The following is a 21756-nucleotide window of genomic DNA, read 5'->3' on the forward strand; positions in this document are numbered from 1 at the left end:
CACCTGGCGATCGATCCGAAAACAACGATCAAGCGGCCTCCCGTCGGACGGTGACGGCCGGGAAGGCGGTGCCGAATGTCCGGAGCGCCGTTGTACGACACCATCGGAGCGGCCTACACCACGACGCGGCGCACCGATCCGCGCCTCGCCGCGCGCATCTGGGCCGCGCTCGGCGACGCCGGGACCGTGCTGAATGTCGGCGCGGGCACCGGGTCCTACGAGCCGCCCGGCCGCTACGTCCTGGCGGTGGAGCCGTCGGCGCTCATGCGCTCGCAGCGCCCGGCGGGGGCGGCGCCGTGCCTGGCGGGGTCCGCCGAGCGGCTGCCGTTCGACGACGGGTCCTTCGACGCCGCGATGGCCGTCTCGTCCGTCCACCACTGGCCGGACGTGCTCGGCGGCCTGCGCGAGCTGCGGCGGGTCGCCCGGCGCGTGGTGGTGTTCACCCATGACACCGGCGCGGCCGGCTGGCGCGACCGGTTCTGGCTGTCCCGCGACTACCTGCCCGAGGTCGCCGGGCTCGTGGCCGGCCGGCCCTCGGTGACCGAGCTGGCGGAGGCGATCGGGGCCCGGCTGGAACCCGTGCCCATCCCGTGGGACTGCGCCGACGGCCTCTTCGAGGCCTTCTGGCGGCGGCCGGAGGCGTATCTGGAGGAGGACGTCCGCCGCGGGATGTCGGTCTGGGCCAGGCTCGGGCCGGACGTCGAGCGGCGCGCGGTGCGCGACCTGCGTGACGACCTCGCCTCCGGCCGGTGGGCCGCGTGCAACCGGGACCTGCTCGACCTGGACGAGGCCGAGCTCGGCCTCCGCCTGCTGATCGCGTAGCCCGGGGCGGCGGCAGGCCGGCACGGAATGCATGAGAGGTCTTCATGCGTTGTCGCCGCGTGGACGATCTCACCCCCGCGGAACTCCGCGTCCTGGTCGCCGTCGACGGCGAGGGCAGCGTCACGGCGGCCGGCGTACGGCTGGGGCTGACCCAGTCGGCCGTCTCCCACGCCCTGCGCGCGGCCGAGCGGAAGACGGGAGCCGTGCTGTTCCAGCGGGGCCGCGCCGGCGCGCGGGCCACCGCGGCGGGGCGGGCCGCGGTCGGGCACGCCCGGCACATCCTGCGGCTCTTGGAGGTCATGCGGGCCGACACGCGCGCCGCCGCGCGCGGCGAGGCCACCGGGACCATCCGGCTGGCCGCCTTCCGCAGCGCCGCCTTCCACCTGCTGCCGCGCGTGCTGGTCCGGTTCGGCCGGCGCCATCCCAAGGTCACCGTGGACGTGCGCATCGTGCCGGACCTGGGCAGGGGCATCGCCGGCGAGGTGGCCGACGGCCGGGCCGACGTGGGCGTCCTGACCCTGCCGATGCACGTGGACGGCCTGGTCTGCGAGGAGCTGTACGAGGAGCCGTACGTGCTGGCCCATCCGCTGGGGCATCCGGAGCCGCGGTCGCTCCCCATGATCGACTGGCACGAGAACTGCTCGGGCGAGACCCGGCGCTGGCTGGCCGCGCAGGAGTGGATCCCGCCCGGCGACATCACGGTCGAGGACGACGGCGTCGTCATGTCGATGGTCGGGCACGGGCTCGGCGCGGCGATCGTGCCCCGCCTGTCCACGGTGGACGCCCCGGCCAAGGTCGCCACGGCCGAACTCGGCGAGGGCGCCCCCCGCCGCCGGGTCGGCTACGTCACCACCCGCGAACTGGCCGGCTCCGCGCTGATCCGCGACCTGCTCGGCGAGCTGCGCACCCTCCGCGCGCCCACGGCGGGCGCTGCCCATCCATGAGCCGCTGCTGACGACCGTTTGGCGGTGCCCTGCCCTGCTCCGGGTACGGTCCCCGGCATGGAACAGGTGCCGCCGCCCACGAACGACATCGTGCGCCGGCTGCTCGGCGCGGCCAACGCGCACGACGTCGAGGCGATGTTGCGGTGCTACGCGCCGGACGCCGTCGTGGTGAGCCCCGAGATGGAGGCGGGCGGTCCCGGGGAGATCGCCTCCTATTTCACCCAGATCTGGGACGGTTTTCCTGACCTGCACTTCACGCTGTGGGAGACCGTCATGCTGGGGGGCACGCTCGCCACCGAGCTGACGGCGACCGGGACGCACTCCGGCCCCTACCTGACGGTCGGGGGCGAGGTGCTGGCCGCGACCGGCCGCCAGATCACCGTGCGGGCCTGCTGGTTCTGGGACCTGCGCGACGGGCTCGTCGCCAGCCAGCGCCTCTACTACGACCAGCTGGAGATCTACGCGCAGATCGGCCTGTGCCTGCCCCTGTCCTTCGAGCCCCCGGACCCCGGGCACACGGGGGCCGCCGGGGTCGCCGGGTGACTCGCCGGACGACGTGCGCAGGCCCGCACGGCCCGATGCGGCCGTGCGGGCCTGCGCACGTGCGGGCGGGCGTCAGCCGGAGCGGTGACCGCCCACCTGGCGGGCCTGCTCGCGGGCCTGGTCGGCGGTGGCGGCGGCCGCCTCCGACGCGCTGTCCTTGACCTGCTGGACGGCCTGCCCCGCCAGCTCCCTGGCGTCCTGGCCGAGCTGCTGCACCGACTCGCGGCCGGCTTCCACGACCGGCTCCAGCACGTCGCCGACCTGCTCGCGGAGCTGCCCGACGGCCTGCTCCTCCGCCTCGGTGGCGGGGATGAGCGTGGCGGCCAGCAGACCGGCGCCGAAGGCGATCAGACCGGCCGCCAGCGGGTTGCCCTGGGTGCCCCGCCTGGCCTGCTCCGGCGCGGCCCGTACGGTCTCGGCCGCCACGTGGGCGCCGTGCCGCACGCTGTCGGCCGCCTGGTGGGCGCCCTCCCGCACGGCCTGGCCGGCCTGGTGCGCCCCCTCGCCCACTGAGCCGGCGGTGGCGGCGACGCCGTGCCGCGCCCGGCCGGCGGCATGGGGGACGCCATGGGAGGGGGTTCCCATCACCCGCTCCCGCAACGACCGCGCCGCCTCCCGCACCCGTTCGGTACGGCGGCGCGCGATCCGCGCCGGGCTCGTCCGGTCGGCCAGCCGGTCCACGTCGGCCGCGAGTTCGGCCCTCGTGACGGCGATCTCGTGTCTCACTTCCTCAGGTCGCGTGCCCATTGCGCGTCCTCCTTGAGCGTCTCGATGGTCTGCTCGGGTCTGGGGTTGATCTCGCGCAGCCGGTTGCGGCCGTTGACGTACAGCACTCCGCCGATGACCGCCCAGACGACCGCGAGGACGAGCGCGGCCCAGCCGAGGCCCATCACCTCGCCCAGGCCGAACATGACGGCCAGCGTCACCAGCAGCGCGATCATGTAGCCGGCGAAGCCGGCGCCGCCGAGCATCCCGGCCGCCTTGCCCGCCTTGACGGCCTCCTGGCGGAGCTCGATCTTGGCCAGCTCCACCTCCTGGCGGAACAGTTTGGAGATGTCCTCGCCGATCTCGCCGACCAGCTGGCCGAGCGTCGGTTCCTCGGGCTGCGCGGTCACGGCAGGTCACTCCCGGCGCCGTAGCCGGGCGCCGCGGGAGCGGCGGGGGCGGCCGGCGGCGTGGTGAGCGGCGGCACCGGGCGGGTGTCGTCCTGCCCGAGGGGGTCGCCGAGCGGCCGGTGGAGCGGCTGCGGCGGCGCCGTGCCGGGCCGGGCGGCGCTGGGCAGGGTGGGGTCGGCGGGCGGCGGCGGGGTCGCGGGCTGGGACGCCGTCCCGGAGCTGTCGCCGGAGGCCTTGATGACGCGGCCCACCAGGAAGCCCGCGGCCAGGGCGCCGGCCAGGAACGCGGCCGGGCGGCGGCGGGCGAAGCTCTGCACCTCGCCGACCACCCCGGCCAGGCCGTGCCTGTCGAGGTAGTCGGCCGCGCGCCGGCCCTGGTCGGCGGCCTGGCGTACGACGTTGGTCACCGGCGAGTCGGGCTTGGCCTGCTCGTGCATGGCCGACAGGTCCTCCGACCACTCGCGCAGGCTCTGCGCGGCCCGCCGGCTCTGCTGCTCGGACTGGGCGCGCACCCGGTCGCGCAGCTCGTCGACGGCGTTCCTGGCCTGGGCCCTGGCCTCGCCGGCCACCTGGACGCCGGCCTCCTTGGCGGTCCCGGCGACCTGCTGCGCGGCGGCCTTGCCCTGATGGAGCGTTCCCTCCTGGCCGGGGGCCGGCTGTCCGGTCCCGGTCGGGTATTCACTCATGGGTGCCCTCCTCGTGGGATTGATGCCGCCTGTGGCTACCCGGACGGCCCCCGCCAAACCAAAAACACCCCAACGCAGGGCAAAGAACGCGAAAAGGGGTTCGGTTTCACGCGCTGCTCCGGAAGCGCTCCGAGCGTGGTCGTGCGAGGCCGTGCGAGGTCGCCAACCGCCCTGAAGTGCGACTATTCGCGTTATACGGCTGAGCATGGGTAGGGAGGCGCCAGACCTGGTCAAACCGTTGTGGCCCTTCCTAAGGAAACAAGCATGAACGAGTCGCACCCGCTCAAGTCCGCCGTGGACAAGGTCGTCGGCGCCGTCACCGATCACGACGCGGTGAAACCGGCCGAGATCCCCGGCGTGCCCAACAGCCTGCCGCCCGAGCTTGAGGAGCCGACCGAGCCGCGGGAACCGCTGCCGCCCAAGCCGGACCAGACCGGGCCCGACACCGTCTCGCCCACCGGGCAGCCCACCGGCGCCTCGCAGGACCAGATGGCGCAGGGCGGCGAGTACCTGACCACCGCCCAGGGGGTGCGGCTGCGCGACACCGACCACTCGCTGAAGGCCGGCCCGCGCGGCCCGGTGCTGCTGCAGGACCACCACCTGCGCGAGAAGGTCATGCACTTCGACCACGAGCGCATCCCCGAGCGGGTGGTGCACGCCCGCGGCGCCGCCGCCCACGGCGTGTTCCAGGCGTACGGCACCGCCTCGAACATCACCAAGGCGGCCTTCCTGGCCGAGGGCGCCGAGACCCCGGTCTTCGTCCGCTTCTCCACCGTGCTGGGCTCGCGCGGCTCGGCCGACACCGTCCGCGACACCCGCGGCTTCGCCACCAAGTTCTACACCGCCGAGGGCGTGTTCGACCTGGTCGGCAACAACATCCCGGTCTTCTTCATCCAGGACGGCATCAAGTTCCCCGACGTCATCCACGCCGGCAAGCCGCATCCCGACCGGGAGATCCCGCAGGCCCAGAGCGCGCACGACACGTTCTGGGACTTCGTCTCCCTGCACACCGAGGCCACCTTCCACACGATGTGGAACATGTCCGACCGCGGCATCCCGCGCTCGTTCCGCATGATGGAGGGCTTCGGCGTGCACACCTTCCGCCTGGTCAACGCGGCGGGGGAGACGACGCTGGTCAAGTGGCACTGGAAGCCCAAGCTCGGCGTGCACTCCCTGACCTGGGAGGAGGCCCAGATCGCCGGCGGCGTCGACCCCGACTTCCACCGGCGCGACCTCGCCGACGCCATCGAGGCCGGCGCGCACCCGCAGTGGGAGCTGGGCATCCAGGTCTTCCCGGACACGCCCGAGCAGATGTTCGAGGGCATCGACCTGCTGGACCCGACGAAGATCGTGCCCGAGGAGCTGGCCCCCGTCCACCCGGTCGGCCTGATGACGCTCAACGCCAACCCGTCGAACTTCTTCGCCGAGACCGAGCAGGTCGCCTTCCACGTCGGGCACCTCGTGCCGGGCATCGACATCACCGACGACCCGCTGCTGGCGGCGCGGCTGTTCTCCTACCTCGACACGCAGATCACCCGCCTGGGCGGCCCCAACTTCGCGCAGATCCCCATCAACCGGCCGCACGCGCCGGTCAACGACATGCTGCGCGACGGCTTCCACCAGACGGCCGTCCACCGCGGGGTGGCCCCGTACCGGCCGAACTCCCTGGACGGCGGCTGCCCCTTCCAGGCCGGCGCCGAGCAGGGCGCCTACGTCGAGGTGCCGCTGGAGGTCGCCGGGCGCAAGGTGCGCGAGGCGCCCGCGACCTTCTCCGACCACTACAGCCAGCCGCGGCTGTTCTGGCTGAGCCTGTCGCCGGTCGAGCGCGAGCACCTCATCAGCGCCTACACCTTCGAGCTGGGCAAGTGCTACGAGCAGGCGGTCAAGGAACGCCAGCTCCGGGTGCTGGCCAACATCGACCCGGTCCTGTGCAGGGAGGTCGCCGACGGCCTCGGGCTGCCCGTCCCCGAGCCCACCGTGGCGCTCGCCGACCCGGCGCCGAGCCCGGCGCTGTCGCAGGTCGGCCGGGAGTGGCCGCTGGACGGCCGGATCATCGGCATCGTCGCGGACGAGACCAGCGACCTCGGCGTCGTGGGCGCCGTCCGCCAGGCCGTGCTCGACGGCGGGATGACGCCGCTCGTCGTCGCGCCCAAGGGCGGCATGCTGGGCGGCACGCTGGCCGTCCAGCGCACCTTCGCCACGGCCCGCTCCGTCGAGTTCGACGCGGTGCTGCTGGCCGGGGCGCCGGCCCCGGGCGACGACGCGTACGGCGCCCGCGACGCCAAGGCCGGCGACGGCGGCACCCCGGTCGATCCGCGCGTGCTGCTCCTGGTCGGCGAGGCGTACCGGCACGCCAAGGCGGTGGGCGGCTGGGGCACGGCCGCGCAGGCGCTGCAGGCCGCCGGGATCCCCGCGCAGGCGCCCGGCGTCGTCACCGGCCAGGACGGCGAGGGGGTGCTGCGCGACGTGCTCGCCCTGCTGCCCCTGCACCGGGTCTGGGACCGCTTCCGCGTCCACCCCGACGTGGCCTGAGCCGAGAAGCACGCCCTTCCTCCGCGCGCCGCGACGCCCTGTCGCGGCGCGCGACGCGTGTCCCGGCCCTCTCCGGGCGCGGCTGCCCCCACCCCGGCCGTGAAAGGAGATCACCCCACCGGTGGAGTAAGGGGTGTGACTGCCCATTCGACGGCCCGTCCGACGGTCCGGAACCGCACCGGCCCGCCGGCGGCGATCAGCGACGAGGCTCTGCTGGAGCTCTCGCGCCGCCGCCCCGAGCGGTTCGGCGAGCTCTACGACCGGTACGCCGGCGAGATCCACGCCTACCTGGGCCGCCGGCTCGACCAGCAGGCCGCCGACGACCTGACCGCCGAGGTCTTCCTGGCCGCCTTCAGCAAACGCGCGACGTTCGACCCCCGGCGCGGCACGGTCCGCCCCTGGCTGTACGGCTTCGCCGGCAACCTGATCGCCCTGCACCGGCGCAGCGAGGCCCGGCGGCTGGCCGCGTTGCAACGCAGCGCCGGCGGGCACGAGCAGCCCGAGCACGGCCACGAGGAGCGCGTCGTCATCCGCGTGGACGCCCAGAGCGAGCAGGGGCGGCTCGCCGCCGAGCTGCGCGCGCTGCCCGACGGCGACCGGGACGTGCTGCTGCTCAGCGCGCTGGCCGAGCTGAGCCATGAGGAGGTCGCCCAGGCCCTCGACATCCCGTACGGAACCGTCGGCTCGCGCCTGTCGCGGGTCCGCAAGAGACTTCGGACCGCCCTCGGCGGCGTCAACCCCTTGCACGGAGGCTCGGATGGATGACTACAAGGCGGTCCGGGACCTGCTGCCCGCACCGCCGCTGCGACCCGAGATCGAGCGGGCCGGCCGCGCCCGGCTGGAGGCCGCCGTCGCCCGGGAACGCCGCCGGCCGGCCGGCCGGACCGCGAGGCGGCGCGCGTGGGCGGTGCTCCTGGCCGCGGCCGCCGCCGCCGCGATCGCCGTCCCGCGGCTCATGCCCCCGCCGGACGGGGCCGCCCGCCCGGCAGCGCTCGCCCAGGCGGACGCCAAACGGTTCCTGCTGGTCGCGGCGGACTCGGTGGCCGCGCTGCCGGACGCGGGCGCCTGGTGGGGCGGCACGGAGGTGCGCGGCCGGCAGTTCCGCGAGCCCGGCGGCCGGTACGTCCTGCGCGAGAGCGAGTCGGTCGAGACCTGGATCCCGGCCGACCCCGAGGGCCTGACCTGGCACCGGACGGTCCCGCAGGGGATCGTGCCGGCGACACCGCAGGACCGGGCCGCCTGGGCCGCCGACGGCTCGCCCACGTCCTGGACCTTCGACCAGCCGGCGGCCGACGGCCGGACCGGGGTCGTGCGGGCCCGGCCCGGCCCGCCGCGCACCTGGTCCACCGAGGACTGGGACTTCCGCGTGCTGACCGCGGGCAAGCCGCTGACCAAGGCCGGCGAGGTGCCCGACACGCCGGAGGGGCTGAGGGCGTACCTCGGCTCCGACGACCGCGCGACCGTCGACGCGGCGGCGCGGCTGCTGGTGTTCGCGCCGGTGACGAGCCGGACCAGGGCCGCGGCGTACCGGCTGCTGGCCTCCCTGCCCGGCGTCGCCGCCGTCGGGCCGGTGACCGACGTGCTGGGCCGCGCCGGTCAGGCGGTCGAGTACGACGCCGGCGAGTTCGCCCCGAACGCCCTCCCGGGCGCTGCCAGAACCCGGCTGGTGATCGACCCGGTCTCCGGCAGCCCGCTTTCCGTCGAAACCCGTTCCGCCGCCGACGGCCTGCTCCTGACGTACGTCGCGATCAAGGACAGCCGCTGGGCGGACGTCAACCCCTTGGAGGAGAACCGATGAGATCCACCCATGCCCTCGCCGCCGCCGCTCTGGCGCTGGCCGCCGGCGGCGTCGCCGTCGCCGCCGTCGCCGCCGTCCCCGCCTCGGCGGACGCGCCCGAGGGGGCGTACTGGCGGGTCGAGGCGATCCGCACCAGCGTCCATCCGCGCCCGGTCGGCAGCGGCTATCACGTGACCCAGCGCAACGTCACCACCCAGTGGACGTCGCCCGAGGGCAAGAGCTGGAACGGCTCCCGCGACCTGGGGGCCAGGCCCGCCACCGCGAAGGACGAGGCGGCCTGGCGCGCCGACGGCTCGCCGTCGAGCTGGGCGTACCGGACGGAGGGCATGAAGATCCGCCTGTCCACCCGCCCCGGCAAGGGCACGCTGAGGGCCGAGAAGCGTCCGCCCGGCTTCCGGCTGGGTGACGAGAAGTACCTGACCCCCCAGCAGCTCCGGTCCCTGCCCGCGGACGCCGAAGGGCTGCGGACGTACCTCACCGCCGACGTCGACGCCTGGATCGACAAGGCGTCGCAGGAGGCCGAGACCACCGACCCCAAGGCGCGCAAGCAGGACTGGCTGGACCACCGCGACCGGTACGTCGCCGCCGAGGCCGTCACCCTGCTGTACGCGGTCCCCGCGCCGGACAAGGTCAGGGCCGCCGCCTACCAGGTGCTCAGGACCACCAAGGGGGTGAACGACCTCGGCGACGCCAAGGACCCGCTCGGCCGCCCCGGCCGGAAGCTGGCGCTGCCGGTCTTCGCGCGCAAGGGCGCGGTGCTGCGGCAGCAGTACGTCGTGGACACCACGGCCATGACGGTCCTGGCCGAGTACACCGACCTGGAGGACGGCGGCAAGCCCGCGCTCGGCAGGTCCGGCGTCACGACGATCACGGCCGCCTGGACCGACGACCGGCTCGCGCCCCCGCGGGTGCCCTGACCGCCCTCCCGGCCCGCGGGAAATCCAGGTGCGGGCGGCGGGCGGGGTGGTGTGTGATCGGGGGATGACGATCGAGACGGGCAGGCCGGGGATCGACGGGCTCGGCGACGTGGTGCGGCTGCTGGGGGAGTGGCAGCGCGACGGGGAGCCCGTGCAACTGCATCCGGGCGACGTGGGATGGTTCTGGCGGTTCGGCGCGCGGCGCACCGCGGCGGCCACCCTGACCTGGAGCCGGTCCGGGGAGATCGTCGCGGCCGGGCTGCTCGACGGCGCCGACCTGCTGCGGCTGGCGTTCGCGCCGGGGGCGTCGCAGGACGAGGAGCTGGCCGGCCGGGTGGCCCGCGACGTGTCGGCGCCCGCACGCGGCGTGCTGCCCGAGGGCCAGGCGCACGTCGAGGCCCCGCCGGGCGCGCTGGTCCGGGAGCTGCTGCTCAAGGACGGCTGGGCGACCGGCGAGCCGTGGACGGTGCTCGCGCGCGACCTCGGCGCGCCCGTCCCCGATCCCGGCGTGCCCGTCGAGACGGTCGGGCCGGAGCAGGCGCACGAGTGGGCCGCCGTCGTCCGGGCGTCGTTCGACGGCTCGACCTTCACCGAGGAGCGCTGGCACGCGATGGCGGCGGGCGTCCCGTACACCGGCGCGCGGTGCCTGCTGGCCCGCGACGACCGGGGCACGGCGGTGGCGGCCGTGGCGGTGTGGTCGGCCGGCGCGGGCAGGCCGGGGCTGATCGAGCCGATGGGGGTGCACCGGGCCCACCGGGGGCGCGGGCACGGCCGGGCGATCACGGTCGCCGCGGCCCGCGCGCTGCGGGAGGCCGGCTCGTCCAGCGTGCTCGTGTGCTGCCCGAGCGCCAACACCGGCGGCGTGGCCACCTACCGGTCGGCCGGCCTCGAACGGCTGACGGAAAGACACGACGTGTCCCGCCATCCCGCCTGAGGCGTCCCGCGCGCCGGACGGCGGTCAGCCGGTGCGCAGGGTGCGGAAGCGCTCCGGGTCCGCCGGGTCGCGGTCGGCGACCTGGATCGGAGGCCAGGCCCACTGCCAGACACCGATGCCCGGCGCGCGGGAGAACCGGATCGGCCCCCGGGTGCCCTCGACCGCGACGTGCGGCCAGGCCCCGGCGACGGCCGCCCGGTCCACGCCGTGCGAACGCAGCGCCTCGGCCACCACGGTGACCGTGTCGTAGCCCTCGAAGGCGACGAACGACGGCGTCGCGGCCAGCCGCTCGCGAAGAGCCGTCGCCACCCGGACGCCGAGCGGGCTCAGGCTCTCGGGCAGGTAGCGCAGGAACGGGATCGCGGCGCCGTCGTCGCCCAGAGCCTCGGCCCAGCCGGGGAGCTCCGGCTGGCCGGCCGGCGCGCCGATCAGGGTTCCGGCCAGGCGCCGGTCGCGGCGCACGGCCCGCACGATCGGCACCGCCGGCTCCGGCTGGCCGACCAGGAGCAGCAGCGCCGTCGCGCCGCCGCGGGCGAGTTCGTCGCACACGGCCGCGGGGGTGAGCGCGGTCATGTCGAGCTCGGTGACCGTGCCGCCGCGGGCGGCGAGGTGGCCGCGCAGGACGCCGAGCCCCGACGCCCAGTAGAGGCTCGGCTGCGTGGCCACCGCGACGCGGTCGTGGCCCGCGCCGAGCAGGAAGTCCGCGAAGATCCGCCAGCCGCGCGACTGTGCAGGGGCCAGGCGCGCGACCCACTTCGCGGGCTCGTCGGTGAGCGCGTCGAGGACCGCCGAGGAGCACAGGAACGGCAGGCCGGCGGCCTCGGCGCGGGCGGCGGCGGCGCGGGCGACCACGCTGTGGTACTCGCCGGCCAGCGCGGTCACCCCGAGCCCGGCCAGCTCGTCCACGGCCGCCTCGGCCTGGCGCGGGTCGGCCGCGGTGTCGCGGACCACCAGCTCCAGCGGCCGCCCGCCGATGCCGCCGGCGTCGTTGACGTCCCGCACGGCCAGCTCCAGCCCGGCGAGCAGGTGGCGGCCCGCCTCGACCCAGCCGGGCGGGGTGAGCGGGACGAGCGCGCCGATCCGGACGGACGGCCCGCCGCCCCGCTCGGCCCCCGGCTGCGACGACGGCGTGCTCATGCGCATGATCTCCCTCAGACGATGATCCGGTGGCCCAGTATGCCGGGATCGCGGCGTCGCGACGGCGCCGGGGCCGGGGCGCTAGCCGTCCCCCGCCGGAGTACGGCGATCTTGAACCGCCCGACGCGCGTGGCGTCGTCGTCCCGCGGTGACTCTCCGTTATTTTGCGAGATGGATGAGGGGGATCCGTAGTGACTGATTCGCGTGGGACCGTGTCCCGCAGGTTGTTCGTCAGCGGCATGTTCGCCGCCCTGGGCGCCGTTCCGTCGGCAGCCGCCGGAGCGTCCGCCGGGCCGTTCGCCGGGCCGTTCGCCGGAGCGTCGGCGGGGAGGGCCGCCGAGACGGCCGGTAGGAGGGTGCTGCGGGCCGCGCCCGCCACCGTGTCCCTCGGCGGGCGGACCGTGTCCACCTGGGCCTACGACGGCCTGCTGCCCGGCCCGACCATCCGGGCCACCGCCGGCGGCACGGTACGGGCCAGGCTCGTCAACGACCTGCCCGCGCCGACCACCGTGCACTGGCACGGCATCAGGATCGCCGCCGACATGGACGGCGCGCCCGGCCTCTCGCAGCGGCCGACCAGGCCCGGCGGGACGTTCGACTACGTGTTCACCGTCCCCGACCCGGGCACCTACTTCTACCACTCCCACGTGGGGATGCAGAGCGACCGCGGCCTGTACGGCCCGCTGATCGTGGAGGACCCGTACGAGCCGCTCGGGTACGACCAGGAGTTCACGGTCGTCCTCGACGACTGGCAGGACGGCGTCAACGGCACGCCCGACGACACGCTGCGCGCCCTGAGCACCACCCCGCACGACGACACCCTGAGCAGCCACGTCCTCGGCGGCACGTCCGGGCACGCGCGCTACCCGTACTACCTGGTCAACGGCCGCACCGCCGACGAGCCCACCATCTTCATGAGCCGTCCCCGGGTGCGCGCCAGGTTCCGGGTGATCAACGCGGCCGCCGACACCGCCTTCCGGATGGCGCTCGGCGGCCACCGCCTGACCATCACCCACACCGACGGTTTCCCGTGCAAGCCGGTCACCGTGGACACGGTCGTGATCGGCATGGGGGAGCGCTACGACTTCGTCGTCACGCTCGACGCGGGGGCGTTCCCGCTGATCGCGATGGCGGAGGGCAAGGCCGGGCGGGCGTTCGCGGTGGTGCGCACCACGCCCGGCGCCCGCACGCCGTCACCGGACGGCGCGGTGCCGGAGCTCCAGCGGCGGCAGCTCGCCTACCAGGACCTCCAGGCGCGCCGCCGCGACCAGTTGCGCCCGCCGTCCAGGACCGTCACCGTCACGCTCGGCTGGCGCCAGGGCACCTCAGGCAGCGAGTGGCCGCTCAACGGGCACCTCGCCGACGACCCGCTGCGCCTGCGGGTCGACCGGGGCGAGACGATCAGGATCGTCATGCACAACGACACGCACATGTGGCACCCGATGCACCTGCACGGCCACACCTTCCAGGTCCGGACGACCGAGCGCGGCGGGCCGAGGAAGGACACCGTGAACGTCATGCCGTACAAGCGGATCAGCATCGACGTGCACGCCGACAACCCCGGCGAGTGGATGTTCCACTGCCACAACCTCTACCACCAGGAGCAGGGCATGATGGGCCTGCTCGGCTACGGCAAGCCCCCGAAGCGCCGGCACGTCATGACCCACTGACCTGCGCCCGCGCGGTCGTGTCCAGGTAACCGGCGGCGGCCAGCAGCGACGTCCCCCAGAGCAGGAAGACCGGGTAGGTCCCGGCGAAGCCCCAGCTCCCGTCCAGGACGCCGGCGCCGCCGCCGGGCGCGCACCTGCGGGTGACGCCGAACGCGAGGCAGCTCGTCATCATCGCGCCGTACTGGCCGACCAGCATGCCCACGGCCGCCGCCGGGACCGCCGCGAGCGCGCGCGGCACCCGCCGTCCCCCCGCCAGGGGCACCCACCGCGGGACGACCTGTCCCCATCGGGCGATCAGCCCCAGGGTGAGCAGGCCCCCGCCCACCGGCCCGGCGACGAGCAGCACCCAGAACACCGCCGAGCCGCCCAGCTCGGCCAGGCCCGCGCGGGAGCCCTCCGCCACGCCCAGCGGCAGGCCCAGCCCCCACAGCAGGTGCGGCGCCGAGAAGCCCAGCACCGGCAGGACGGCCGCCGTCCAGGTCGCCGCCCTGGCCCAGCGGGCGGGCCGGACCGTCCCGTCGGCCCGCCGCCGGTGCGGCCGCGCGGCGGTACGCGTCCCGAAGCGGACGGCCGCCAGCGCCAGCAGCACCCCGAGCGCGGCGAGCAGCGACTGCCGGGCCAGCGCGGGGTCGTCGAGCTTGCCGAACGCCAGCCGCATGACCAGGTTGCCCGGCGCCACCAGAACGAGGACGGCCGCCGCCGCCCAGCCTGCGGCCAGCAGCGCGGGCCGGGTGAGTGATCTCATGGCCGCCCACGGTATTCCGGGCGGCCCGCCCGCGAGGTCCCTCCCGAGGGGGAGACGCCTCCCCCTCGCGGGGCGGCGCCCGGTGGATCAGCCGGTGCCCTCCGGCGGGGGGCCGGAGGCGCGCAGGCGCTCGCTGTCCTCCTGGAGCTCGTCGATCAACCGGGACGCCTCGGCCTTGCTCAGCCCGCCGGGCACCTCCCTGCCCGCCTCCCTGGCCAGGGTGTGCAGGTAGGACTCCTGCGGGCCGGTCATGGGCTCGTCGCCGGTCGTCCACTCCTCGGGGTCCTTCTCCACCGGTCCGTGACTCATGCTGACTCTCCTCGAACTCACGTTCTCCTGGGTCAGCACGCCATGCCCGGACAGGCGCGCCGCAAACGCCGGTCAGCGGTTTCCCGCCGCCGCCCCCGCGGGTCGATGCCTGGAGGATGTACCGGCTGCGGCGGGAACGCCCCGGTACGGGAAGTTCCTGCCATACTGGCGGGCGTGATGCGCAGGGTCGCGGCCGTGGTCGGGGACCTGGTCGCCGCGTTCGAGCTCGGGATCGTCTGCCAGGTGTTCGGGCTGGACCGCACCGACGACGGGCTGCCCGTCCACGACTTCGCGGTCTGCGCGGCCGAGCCCGGCGCCATCCCCACGACCTCGGGGTTCGCCGTCCACGTCGAGCACGGGCTCGACCGGCTCGCCGAGGCGGATCTGGTGGCCGTCCCGGCCTGGCCGCGGCTCGACGCGCCCGTCCCCGCCGCGCTGCTGGCGGCGCTGCGGGACGCGGTCGGGCGCGGCGCCCGGGTGCTGACCGTCTGCACCGGCGCGTTCCTGCCGGCCGCCGCCGGGCTGCTCGACGGCCGGCGCGCCACCACCCACTGGCAGTTCGCCGGCCTGCTGGCCCGCCGTCATCCCAGGATCACGGTCGAGCCCGGCGTCCTGTACGTCGAGGACGGCCCCGTGCTCAGCAGCGCCGGGGCCGCGGCCGGGATCGACGCCTGCCTGCACCTCATCCGGCTGGAGTACGGGGCCGCCACGGCCAACGCCCTGGCCCGGCGGCTGGTCGTACCGGCCCACCGCGCCGGCGGGCAAGCCCAGTACGTCGAGGCGCCCATGCCGCCGCAGCGCACCCCGTACGAGCTGGCGGAGCTGCTCGACTGGATCCAGCAGCACCTCGACCGGCCACTGACGGTGGCGGCGCTCGCGGCGCGCGCGGCCATGTCGCCGCGCACGTTCGCCCGCCGGTTCAAGGACCTGACGGGCACCACCCCGCACCGCTGGCTGCTCGAACGCCGCCTTCAGCTCGCCGAGGAGCTGCTGGAGACCACCGAGCTGAGCGTGGACGCCGTGGCCGTCCGGGCCGGGTTCGGCGGCGCCGACACCCTGCGCCACCACTTCGCCGCCCGGCGCGGCGTGGCCCCGGCCGCCTACCGCCGCGCCTTCCGCCGCCTTCCGTGATGGCCGGGCCGCGAGCCTTCCGCCGTCTTCCGTGATGGCCGGGCCGCGCGCCTCGGCGACGGCCCCTACGGCCGCGTCGCGGGCCGGTCCGGCGTGCGGGCGGGGGAGAAGGGGCCGCTCAACGCCGCCCACTGGAGCAGCATGATCGTTTTGGCGTCGGCGATCTCACCCTGCTCGATCAGGTCGAGTGCGTGGTCGAAGCCGAGCTCCACGACCTCGATGTCCTCGCCCTCCTCCGCGACGCCGCCGCCCGCCGAGGTGCGGGTCGCGGCGCTGTACGGCGCGGCGTAGAAGTGCAGGCGTTCGGTCACCGACCCCGGGCTCATGTAGACGGAGAAGACCCGCTCGACCTCGCCGACGGTGTGGCCGGTCTCCTCGGCGGCCTCGCGCCGGATCGCCTCCTCCGGCGCGTCGTCGTCCAGCAGCCCGGCAGCGGTCTCCAGGAGCATCCCGTCGGGGTGCCCGTTGACGTAGGCGGGGTAGCGGAACTGCCGGGTCAGCAGGACGGTGCGGCGGGCGGGGTCGTACAGCAGCACGGTGGCGCCGTTGCCGCGGTCGTAGGTCTCCCGCTGCTGGGTGCTCCAGCGGCCGTCGGCGTGCTGGTAGTCGAAGGTGGTGGTGCGCAGCACGTACCAGTTGCAGGCCAGCAGCCGCACGTCGCGCACGCGCACCCGCGGGTTGCCGGTCAGGTCGCGTCCCGCCTGGTCCAGGCCAGTACGGCCGCGCCGGTCGGGCACGTCGAGGCCCGCGGTCACCACGACCGTCCACGCCCGGCGGACGCGCCCGCCGCAGGGATGGGGCGGCCGGGCGGGACCGGCCTCTCCGCCGCTGCGCCCGCGCGGGCGGGGGCGGGCTGTCGCGCCGATCGTGCCGTCATGTCGCCCTTTCGTCGTGGGGCCGGAGCCCGGTCATCGAGTATGGCAGGAAATTCCCGTATATGAGCAGTTCTGCCACTGCCTCGCGGTCCCGCTCCCGCGCAGACTCGGGCCATGACCGCAAGCGCGTACCCCCGTTCCCCGCTCGTCCCCTCCTTCCCGCTGCCCGACCCGGGGAAGGAGCGTCACGCCGTCGCCGTCGCGGCGCCCGGCCGCGGGCCGCAGCAGTGGGCCGGCGCGCCGAGCGCCGCGCTCGACGCCGACGGCACGTACGTCCTGGCCTACCGCGTACGCGCCGGCGGCGAGGACCACAACGCGGTGGCCCGCTCCACGGACGGCGAGCGGTTCACCACGGTCGCCGTCCTGCCGCGCGGCGGCGCCGCGATGGTGGAGCGCCCCGCCCTGGTACGCCTGCCCTCCGGACTGTGGCGGTTGTACGTCAGCTGCGCCACGCCGGGGACCAGGCACTGGTGGATCGGCGTCGCGGAGGCCGCGTCCCCCGAAGGGCTGGCCGAGGCGGAGGTCCGGCCGGTGCTCACCGGCGACGCCCGGACCGGCGTCAAGGACCCGGTCATCCGCCACGACGAGGCCGGATGGCGGGCCTGGATCTGCTGCCACCCGCTGGAGACGCCCGGCGCGGAGGACCGGATGAGCACCGCGTACGCCACCAGCCGCGACGGACTGAGCTGGCGGTGGCACGGCACCGTCCTCACCGGCCGCCCCGGCTCGTGGGACGCCCGCGGCGCCCGGCTGACCAGCGTCCTGCCCGACGGCCGGGCCAGCTATGACGGCCGGGCCTCGGCGGCGGAGAACTGGCGTGAACGCACCGGCCTCGCCACGCCGGCCGGCGAGACCGGCGCGACCGGGTCCGGCGGCGCGCCGCTGCTGGCGCCGGTGGACGGGCCGCCGGTGGCCGACGTCCGCTACCTCGACGTGCTCCCGCTCCCCGACGGCACCCACCGGATCTTCTACGAGGCCCGGCTCCCCGACGACAGCCACGAACTGCGCACGGAACTGGTGACGTGACAGGGCCGGCCCCGTTGCTGGCCCGGCCGTCGCCCCGGCGGCCGCTCTCTACAATGGCCGGGTGAATCTGGATCGGGCCGTGTGCGGCACGTGCTGAGCGCGGCGGGGCTGGGCGCGGAGGAGGAGGCCGCCTACCGGCTGCTGGTCAGGACCACCGAGGTGGAGCCCGGCGCGCTGGCCGAGGAGCTGGGCGTGCCGGCCGAGGTGGCGCGGCAGGCGCTCGGCTCGCTGCTGGCCAAGGGCCTGGCGCGAGCCGTCCCGGGCGAGCCCGGCCGGTTCACGGCGGTCGCCCCCGACGTCGCGCTCGCGGCCCGGCTGCACCGGCGGCAGGCCGAGGTCGACCGGGCGCGGCATGCCATGGAGCAGCTCACGGGGGAGTACCTGGCGCACGCCAGGCGGCGCGAGGCCGCGCAGCTCATCGAGGTGATCACCAGCCGGGCGGCGCTGCGCGAGCAGCTCCGGCTGCTCCAGGACGGCGCCCGGCACGAGGTGCTCAGCCTGTGCCGGGCCGGGCACGTGGCGATGAGCTCGCAGGAGAACAGCGAGGAGCTCGCGGCGCTGCGGCGCGGCGTCGGCTACCGCGTCATCTACGAAGGGGCGTTGCTGGAGGAACCCGGCATGCTGGTCAACCTCGCCGACGGCATCACGCTGGGGGAGCAGGCCCGCGCGCTGCCCGTCCTGCCGGTACGGATGATCATCGCGGACGGCGAGCTCGGGGTGCTCCCGCTCATCCAGCACACCGACGGCCTGACCCAGCTCACCGCCGCGCTGATCCGCCCCAGCAGCCTGCTCGACGCCCTCAAGGCCCTGTTCGAGAGCCTGTGGGAGCGGGCCACCCCGGTCAGCCTCACCAACCCGGGCAGCCCGCTCGACGCCGACCACCTCTACCTGCTGTCGCTGCTGGTCGCCGGCGTCCCGGACAAGTCGATCGCCACCCAGCTCAGGATCTCCCAGCGGACGGTGCAGCGCAGGATCGCCTACCTGATGGAGCGGGCGGGTGCGCAGACCCGGATGCAGCTGGCCTGGCACGCCGCCCGCGAGAACTGGCTCTGACCGGTCAGTAGGCCCTGATCACCGTCTGCTGGACGGCGTTGCCGGCCGAGTCGGTGGCGGTGACCCGCAGCGACGGGTGCGGGCGCAGGACGATCGCGTCGTAGCGGCCGCCGCCGAGCGGGATCACCGGCTGCCGCCGCCACGTCGCGCCGTCGTCGTAGGACAGCTCCAGCTTCAGGTCCTTCGCGCGGGCCCCGGTCACGCCCTCCTGATGCCGTACGGCGAAGCCCACCAGACCGGGACGCTCCGGGCGTACGTCATAGTCGACCTGCAACAGCGGCAGCACCCGGTCGCCCGGCTTGGAGCGGAACGTCCAGGCCGTCTCGGTCGCGGTGGCCGTGGTCCACTCCTCCGAGGTGCGCCTGGTGGACAGCTCCAGCCGGTAGGCGGCCTCCTGCGGCGCCGCGGGGAACGCGCCCCAGGCGGCGTCGCGCTCGGCCACCAGCGTGCCGTCGCGGAAGAACCGGGCCGAAACGGCGTCGTTGTCGACGCCCGCGCGGGAGACGTGCCCGGAGGAGTCCACGAACTCCGGGACGCGGATCTCCATCGTGTCGCCCTCCCGGGTGGACGGCTTGAGCCAGCCGGGGATCGCCGGACGGACCACCGGGGCGTGCCAGCTCTCGCTGATCCGCGTGCCGGGCTGGTAGGTGCGCGGCAGCTCGGTCATACCGTCGAGCAGCCGGCCCATCTCGTCCCAGACGTACTGGTGGTTGACGAGGTGCTGCCAGTAGGAGCCGTTGGCGCTGACGTACTCGGTGCGGCGCAGCGGGGTCCTGACGATCCGCTGGGTCTCCATCTGCTGGCCCAGCGCGTACGACTGCCAGGGACGCCAGCCGAAGCGCTGCTCCTTGGCCCAGCCGAAGCCGCCGTTGTCGGCATAGGACGTGGTGACCCGGGCGGTGTTGCCGTCGGTCACCTCGTGCACGATCTTGTCCGGCACCCGGCCGTCGGAGACCTGCATGACGTCGTAGAGGTAGGGCGAGTCCATCTGGCCCGTGACCTCCAGTTTGGCGTTGCCCTTCCGCATGCGCTCCAGCATCCGCTGCCCGTCGTCGCCGGCGACCACCAGCGCCGGGATCGGCAGGTTGGCGCCGACCGGCCGCCAGCCGTGGTCGAACGCCTCGTCGGGGGCCAGCACCAGGATCACGGCGACCGCGCCCGCCTTGATCGCCGCCCCGGACGGGTCGGACCAGTCGACGTCCTCGCTGCGGATGACCGCGGCCTTGCCCTTGGCCCCGGCCGCGCCTTCGGCGAGCCGCCACAGGTGCCGCCCGTCCACGCCCGGCGACCCGCCCAGGAACCCCATCCGGTACGGCTCGCCCGAGCCCGGCACGCGGACGGTGAGCTTCGGCGCGACGAGCTGCCAGCGCGAGGCGAACTCGAACGAGCCGTCCCGCACGGGCTCGGTCGGCGAGACGTTGAGCCCCTCGATGACGTCGAAGTTCATGACGCCCTGGGAGATCTTGCGCGAGCCGAACGCGCGATGGGTGAAGTAGGTGTAGATGCCCACCTGCTCGGCGGGTTCCCTGGTCCTGATGGTCACCGGGGTGGTCCTGCGGAAGTCGAGCACCACGTCCAGGTCGCGGTCGACCTTGAGCTCGGGGATGACGACCATGCCGTCCCGCGGGTGCATGCGGCCCCAGCCGCCGCCCAGGTTGAGCGACTGCGTCATGTAGGTGCCCTCGGACACCTCCACGGTCAGCCCTTCCGGGGGCAGCCAGGTGAACAGGTCGTCCTGCTGCGACGCGCCGAACATCGACAGCGTGTCGGCGCCGGTCGGCCGGCCCGCGGCGTCCACGGCGGTGAAGTGGACCTTGTGCTGCGGTCCCTTCCAGGTCAGCGCCAGCGTGGTGTGCACCTGCTCCGTGCCCGCGGTGGCGGTGACCAGCCCGCCGTACCGGCCGAAGGAGAGCCCCGCCAGGTCCACCGTGACCTTGACGTCGGCGGTGCCGCCCGCCGGGACCGTCACGGACCGGGCGCTGAGCTCGGCCTTGTCGAGGGTGGCGGCCAGCTCCAGCGTGACGGGGGCGGCCGTGCCGTTGGCGTAGGTGATGGTCCCCTCGGCCGTGGTCTGGCCCTGGTCCTGCTGGTGCTTGCCGAGGTCGACCACGCCGGTCGCGGTCACGCCCTGGCGCACCGCGCGGGCCACGTCCAGGCGGCCGGCGCCGGCGTCGTCGATCTGCTGGCCGGGGATGGGCTTGGCCGAGCCGATCAGCGCGTCCTTGATCTGCCTGGCCGTCCAGGAGGGGTGGCGCTGCTTGACGATCGCGGCGGCCCCGGCCACGTGCGGCGTGGCCATCGAGGTGCCGGACGCGGCCGTGTAGCGCTCGTCCACCGGCTCGCCCATGCTGGTGCCCGCCGCGCGGGCCGCGACGATGGCCACGCCGGGGGCGGTCAGGTCGGGCTTGGGGGCGTCGTCCAGGCGCGGGCCGCGGCTGGAGAACTCCGCGAGCGCGTCCTTGCCGTCGACCGCGCCGACGGTCAGCGCCGAGGTCGCCGCGCCGGGCGTGTTGATCGAGTACGTCCCGCCGTCGTTGCCCGCCGCGACCACGAACAGGGCGCCGGTGCGCTCGGTGAGGGTGTTCACGGCCTCGCTGAGCGGGTCGGTGCCGTCGGTCGCGCCGCCGCCGAGGCTCATGCTGATCACCGACGCGCCTTCGGCGGCGGCCCACTCCATGCCCTCGATGACGCCGGACAGGGTGCCCGAGCCGTCGTCGCCGAGCACCTTGCCGACCAGCAGCTCGGCGCCGGGGGCCACGCCCTTCCTGCCGTCGCCGCCGGCGATGGTGGCGGCGACGTGGGTGCCGTGCCCGTTGCCGTCCCGGACGCTCGGCTCGCCGGTGAACACCTTGCTCTGCTTGACGCGTCCGGCCAGGTCGGGGTGGGTGGCGTCGACGCCGGTGTCCAGCACGGCGACCTTGACGCCCTTGCCGTCGAACCCGGCCTGCCACGCCTCCGGCGCGCCCACCTGCGGCACGCTGTGGTCGAGGGTGGCCTTGACCTTGGCGTCCAGCCAGATCTTCGACACGCCCTGCGACAGCGTGGCCCGCTGCCCGTCGAGCGACTTCCACAACCCGCCGATCGTGCGTTTGTCGGCGGCGACCACCCGGCCGTTGACGCTCTCCAGCTCGGGCGCGGACGCGCTCTTCGGCGCGGCGCCGTCGTAGAGGAACAGCAGCGGCAGCTTGTCCGTCCTGGCGTCGTCGTACCCCTGGGCGATCAGCCGGGTGACCGAGAACAGGGCCGGGTCCAGCCGCTTGGCCGCCAGGAGGGGCACGACGTCCTTGGGCAGGACGCGCAGCTCGCCGTTCTCCTCGGTGGTGCTGAACGCCATCCGCGCCCGGCCCGGCCCCGGCTTCACCTCCACCGCCTGCCTGCCCGGCTCGGCCTGCCTGACGGTCACCACGTCCCCGGTGATCAGCGTGACGCGGTGGACGCTCCCGCCGGCGGGCTCGGCCGCGGCCGAGGCCGACGATAACGGGGAGCTCAACAGGGCGGCGGTGGTGACTCCTGCCACCG

20 protein-coding genes are annotated in these 21756 nt (G+C 75.0%); 12 read left to right on the top strand and 8 right to left on the bottom strand.

The window, feature by feature from the left end:
• Nucleotides 1-90 precede the first annotated feature (90 nt).
• From ACIBQ8_RS32805 to ACIBQ8_RS32815, 3 genes are read left to right on the top strand one after another with little or no spacing between them, the layout of a single operon-like run.
• Nucleotides 91-822, top strand: coding sequence for a class I SAM-dependent methyltransferase (locus ACIBQ8_RS32805; protein ID WP_397193827.1), 732 nt, complete (start codon nucleotides 91-93; stop codon nucleotides 820-822).
• Between the two features lie 59 nt (nucleotides 823-881).
• Nucleotides 882-1766: a LysR family transcriptional regulator gene (locus ACIBQ8_RS32810; protein WP_397193828.1), complete on the top strand. Its 885-nt coding sequence runs from the start codon at nucleotides 882-884 to the stop codon at nucleotides 1764-1766.
• A gap of 57 nt (nucleotides 1767-1823) precedes the next feature.
• Nucleotides 1824-2309 carry a nuclear transport factor 2 family protein gene (locus ACIBQ8_RS32815; RefSeq protein ID WP_397178358.1) on the top strand — a complete coding sequence of 162 codons (486 nt, stop codon included), beginning with the start codon at nucleotides 1824-1826 and terminating at the stop codon, nucleotides 2307-2309.
• A 72-nt stretch (nucleotides 2310-2381) separates the two neighbouring features.
• On the opposite strand, the gene ACIBQ8_RS32820 is transcribed toward ACIBQ8_RS32815, so the two are convergent.
• The 3 genes from ACIBQ8_RS32820 to ACIBQ8_RS32830 are packed head-to-tail and all read right to left on the bottom strand — an operon-like array spanning nucleotide 2382 to nucleotide 4110.
• Nucleotides 2382-3056: a DUF3618 domain-containing protein gene (locus ACIBQ8_RS32820; protein ID WP_397178357.1), complete on the bottom strand. Its 675-nt coding sequence runs from the start codon at nucleotides 3054-3056 to the stop codon at nucleotides 2382-2384.
• Complete coding sequence (locus ACIBQ8_RS32825; protein ID WP_397178356.1) at nucleotides 3032-3424, bottom strand: phage holin family protein; 393 nt, start codon at nucleotides 3422-3424, stop codon at nucleotides 3032-3034. Before ACIBQ8_RS32825 ends, ACIBQ8_RS32820 begins: the two co-directional genes overlap by 25 nt.
• The gene (locus ACIBQ8_RS32830) at nucleotides 3421-4110 is read right to left on the bottom strand and encodes a hypothetical protein (RefSeq protein WP_397193829.1); all 690 of its coding nucleotides are present in this window, start codon (nucleotides 4108-4110) and stop codon (nucleotides 3421-3423) included. The genes ACIBQ8_RS32825 and ACIBQ8_RS32830 overlap by 4 nt, the downstream gene beginning before the upstream one ends.
• 264 nt (nucleotides 4111-4374) lie before the next feature.
• Here ACIBQ8_RS32830 and ACIBQ8_RS32835 point away from each other — a divergent pair, with 264 nt between their 5' ends.
• From ACIBQ8_RS32835 to ACIBQ8_RS32855, 5 genes are all read left to right on the top strand, one after another.
• Nucleotides 4375-6642 (top strand): catalase, encoded by a 2268-nt coding sequence (locus ACIBQ8_RS32835; RefSeq protein ID WP_397193830.1) that lies wholly within the window; start codon nucleotides 4375-4377, stop codon nucleotides 6640-6642.
• 135 nt (nucleotides 6643-6777) lie between these two features.
• On the top strand, nucleotides 6778-7407 hold the full coding sequence (locus ACIBQ8_RS32840) for an RNA polymerase sigma factor (RefSeq protein WP_397193831.1): 630 nt from the start codon (nucleotides 6778-6780) through the stop codon (nucleotides 7405-7407).
• A complete protein-coding gene (locus ACIBQ8_RS32845) occupies nucleotides 7400-8440 on the top strand; it encodes a hypothetical protein (protein WP_397193832.1) in 1041 nt (346 codons plus the stop codon). The genes ACIBQ8_RS32840 and ACIBQ8_RS32845 overlap by 8 nt, the downstream gene beginning before the upstream one ends.
• Nucleotides 8437-9357, top strand: a complete 921-nt coding sequence (locus ACIBQ8_RS32850; RefSeq protein ID WP_397193833.1) for a hypothetical protein — start codon at nucleotides 8437-8439, stop codon at nucleotides 9355-9357. The genes ACIBQ8_RS32845 and ACIBQ8_RS32850 overlap by 4 nt, the downstream gene beginning before the upstream one ends.
• Before the next feature lie 64 nt (nucleotides 9358-9421).
• Complete coding sequence (locus tag ACIBQ8_RS32855) at nucleotides 9422-10291, top strand: GNAT family N-acetyltransferase (RefSeq protein WP_397193834.1); 870 nt, start codon at nucleotides 9422-9424, stop codon at nucleotides 10289-10291.
• A gap of 24 nt (nucleotides 10292-10315) precedes the next feature.
• On the opposite strand, the gene ACIBQ8_RS32860 is transcribed toward ACIBQ8_RS32855, so the two are convergent.
• Nucleotides 10316-11428, bottom strand: a complete 1113-nt coding sequence (locus ACIBQ8_RS32860; RefSeq protein WP_397178349.1) for an ABC transporter substrate-binding protein — start codon at nucleotides 11426-11428, stop codon at nucleotides 10316-10318.
• A gap of 212 nt (nucleotides 11429-11640) precedes the next feature.
• Here ACIBQ8_RS32860 and ACIBQ8_RS32865 point away from each other — a divergent pair, with 212 nt between their 5' ends.
• Nucleotides 11641-13098, top strand: a complete 1458-nt coding sequence (locus tag ACIBQ8_RS32865; protein ID WP_397178348.1) for a multicopper oxidase family protein — start codon at nucleotides 11641-11643, stop codon at nucleotides 13096-13098.
• Here the strand turns inward: ACIBQ8_RS32865 and ACIBQ8_RS32870 are convergent.
• Complete coding sequence (locus ACIBQ8_RS32870) at nucleotides 13085-13843, bottom strand: hypothetical protein (protein ID WP_397193835.1); 759 nt, start codon at nucleotides 13841-13843, stop codon at nucleotides 13085-13087. The two genes, ACIBQ8_RS32865 and ACIBQ8_RS32870, sit on opposite strands and share 14 nt — an antisense overlap.
• An 87-nt stretch (nucleotides 13844-13930) precedes the next feature.
• Nucleotides 13931-14152: a DUF3072 domain-containing protein gene (locus tag ACIBQ8_RS32875; protein ID WP_397178346.1), complete on the bottom strand. Its 222-nt coding sequence runs from the start codon at nucleotides 14150-14152 to the stop codon at nucleotides 13931-13933.
• A 177-nt stretch (nucleotides 14153-14329) separates the two neighbouring features.
• Here ACIBQ8_RS32875 and ACIBQ8_RS32880 point away from each other — a divergent pair, with 177 nt between their 5' ends.
• The gene (locus ACIBQ8_RS32880) at nucleotides 14330-15283 is read left to right on the top strand and encodes a helix-turn-helix domain-containing protein (RefSeq protein ID WP_397178469.1); all 954 of its coding nucleotides are present in this window, start codon (nucleotides 14330-14332) and stop codon (nucleotides 15281-15283) included.
• A gap of 65 nt (nucleotides 15284-15348) precedes the next feature.
• Here the strand turns inward: ACIBQ8_RS32880 and ACIBQ8_RS32885 are convergent, their stop codons facing one another.
• The gene (locus ACIBQ8_RS32885) at nucleotides 15349-16038 is read right to left on the bottom strand and encodes an NUDIX domain-containing protein (RefSeq protein ID WP_397178345.1); all 690 of its coding nucleotides are present in this window, start codon (nucleotides 16036-16038) and stop codon (nucleotides 15349-15351) included.
• A 234-nt stretch (nucleotides 16039-16272) separates the two neighbouring features.
• Between ACIBQ8_RS32885 and ACIBQ8_RS32890 the strand changes: the two genes are divergently transcribed.
• A complete protein-coding gene (locus tag ACIBQ8_RS32890) occupies nucleotides 16273-17184 on the top strand; it encodes a hypothetical protein (RefSeq protein ID WP_397193836.1) in 912 nt (303 codons plus the stop codon).
• Between the two features lie 81 nt (nucleotides 17185-17265).
• Entirely contained in the window at nucleotides 17266-18237 is a 972-nt protein-coding gene (locus tag ACIBQ8_RS32895) for a helix-turn-helix domain-containing protein (protein ID WP_397178343.1), read from the top strand.
• Between the two features lie 4 nt (nucleotides 18238-18241).
• Here ACIBQ8_RS32895 and ACIBQ8_RS32900 read toward each other — a convergent pair whose 3' ends face one another.
• A complete protein-coding gene (locus ACIBQ8_RS32900; RefSeq protein ID WP_397193837.1) occupies nucleotides 18242-21727 on the bottom strand; it encodes a S8 family peptidase in 3486 nt (1161 codons plus the stop codon).
• Nucleotides 21728-21756: the final 29 nt, after the last annotated feature.

The sequence above is a fragment of the Nonomuraea sp. NPDC049646 genome, assembly GCF_044465525.1.
Classification (GTDB): domain Bacteria; phylum Actinomycetota; class Actinomycetes; order Streptosporangiales; family Streptosporangiaceae; genus Nonomuraea.

Excerpts from the sequence above, each read along its gene's own strand:
- ACIBQ8_RS32890 (WP_397193836.1), top strand. The coding sequence starts at position 16,273 with ATGACCGCAAGCGCGTACCCCCGTTCCCCGCTCGTCCCCTCCTTCCCG.
- ACIBQ8_RS32855 (WP_397193834.1), top strand. The coding sequence starts at position 9,422 with ATGACGATCGAGACGGGCAGGCCGGGGATCGACGGGCTCGGCGACGTG.
- ACIBQ8_RS32830 (WP_397193829.1), bottom strand. The coding sequence starts at position 4,110 with ATGAGTGAATACCCGACCGGGACCGGACAGCCGGCCCCCGGCCAGGAG.
- ACIBQ8_RS32820 (WP_397178357.1), bottom strand. The coding sequence starts at position 3,056 with ATGGGCACGCGACCTGAGGAAGTGAGACACGAGATCGCCGTCACGAGG.
- ACIBQ8_RS32815 (WP_397178358.1), top strand. The coding sequence starts at position 1,824 with ATGGAACAGGTGCCGCCGCCCACGAACGACATCGTGCGCCGGCTGCTC.
- ACIBQ8_RS32875 (WP_397178346.1), bottom strand. The coding sequence starts at position 14,152 with ATGAGTCACGGACCGGTGGAGAAGGACCCCGAGGAGTGGACGACCGGC.
- ACIBQ8_RS32860 (WP_397178349.1), bottom strand. The coding sequence starts at position 11,428 with ATGAGCACGCCGTCGTCGCAGCCGGGGGCCGAGCGGGGCGGCGGGCCG.
- ACIBQ8_RS32870 (WP_397193835.1), bottom strand. The coding sequence starts at position 13,843 with ATGAGATCACTCACCCGGCCCGCGCTGCTGGCCGCAGGCTGGGCGGCG.
- ACIBQ8_RS32880 (WP_397178469.1), top strand. The coding sequence starts at position 14,330 with ATGCGCAGGGTCGCGGCCGTGGTCGGGGACCTGGTCGCCGCGTTCGAG.
- ACIBQ8_RS32835 (WP_397193830.1), top strand. The coding sequence starts at position 4,375 with ATGAACGAGTCGCACCCGCTCAAGTCCGCCGTGGACAAGGTCGTCGGC.
- ACIBQ8_RS32845 (WP_397193832.1), top strand. The coding sequence starts at position 7,400 with ATGGATGACTACAAGGCGGTCCGGGACCTGCTGCCCGCACCGCCGCTG.
- ACIBQ8_RS32850 (WP_397193833.1), top strand. The coding sequence starts at position 8,437 with ATGAGATCCACCCATGCCCTCGCCGCCGCCGCTCTGGCGCTGGCCGCC.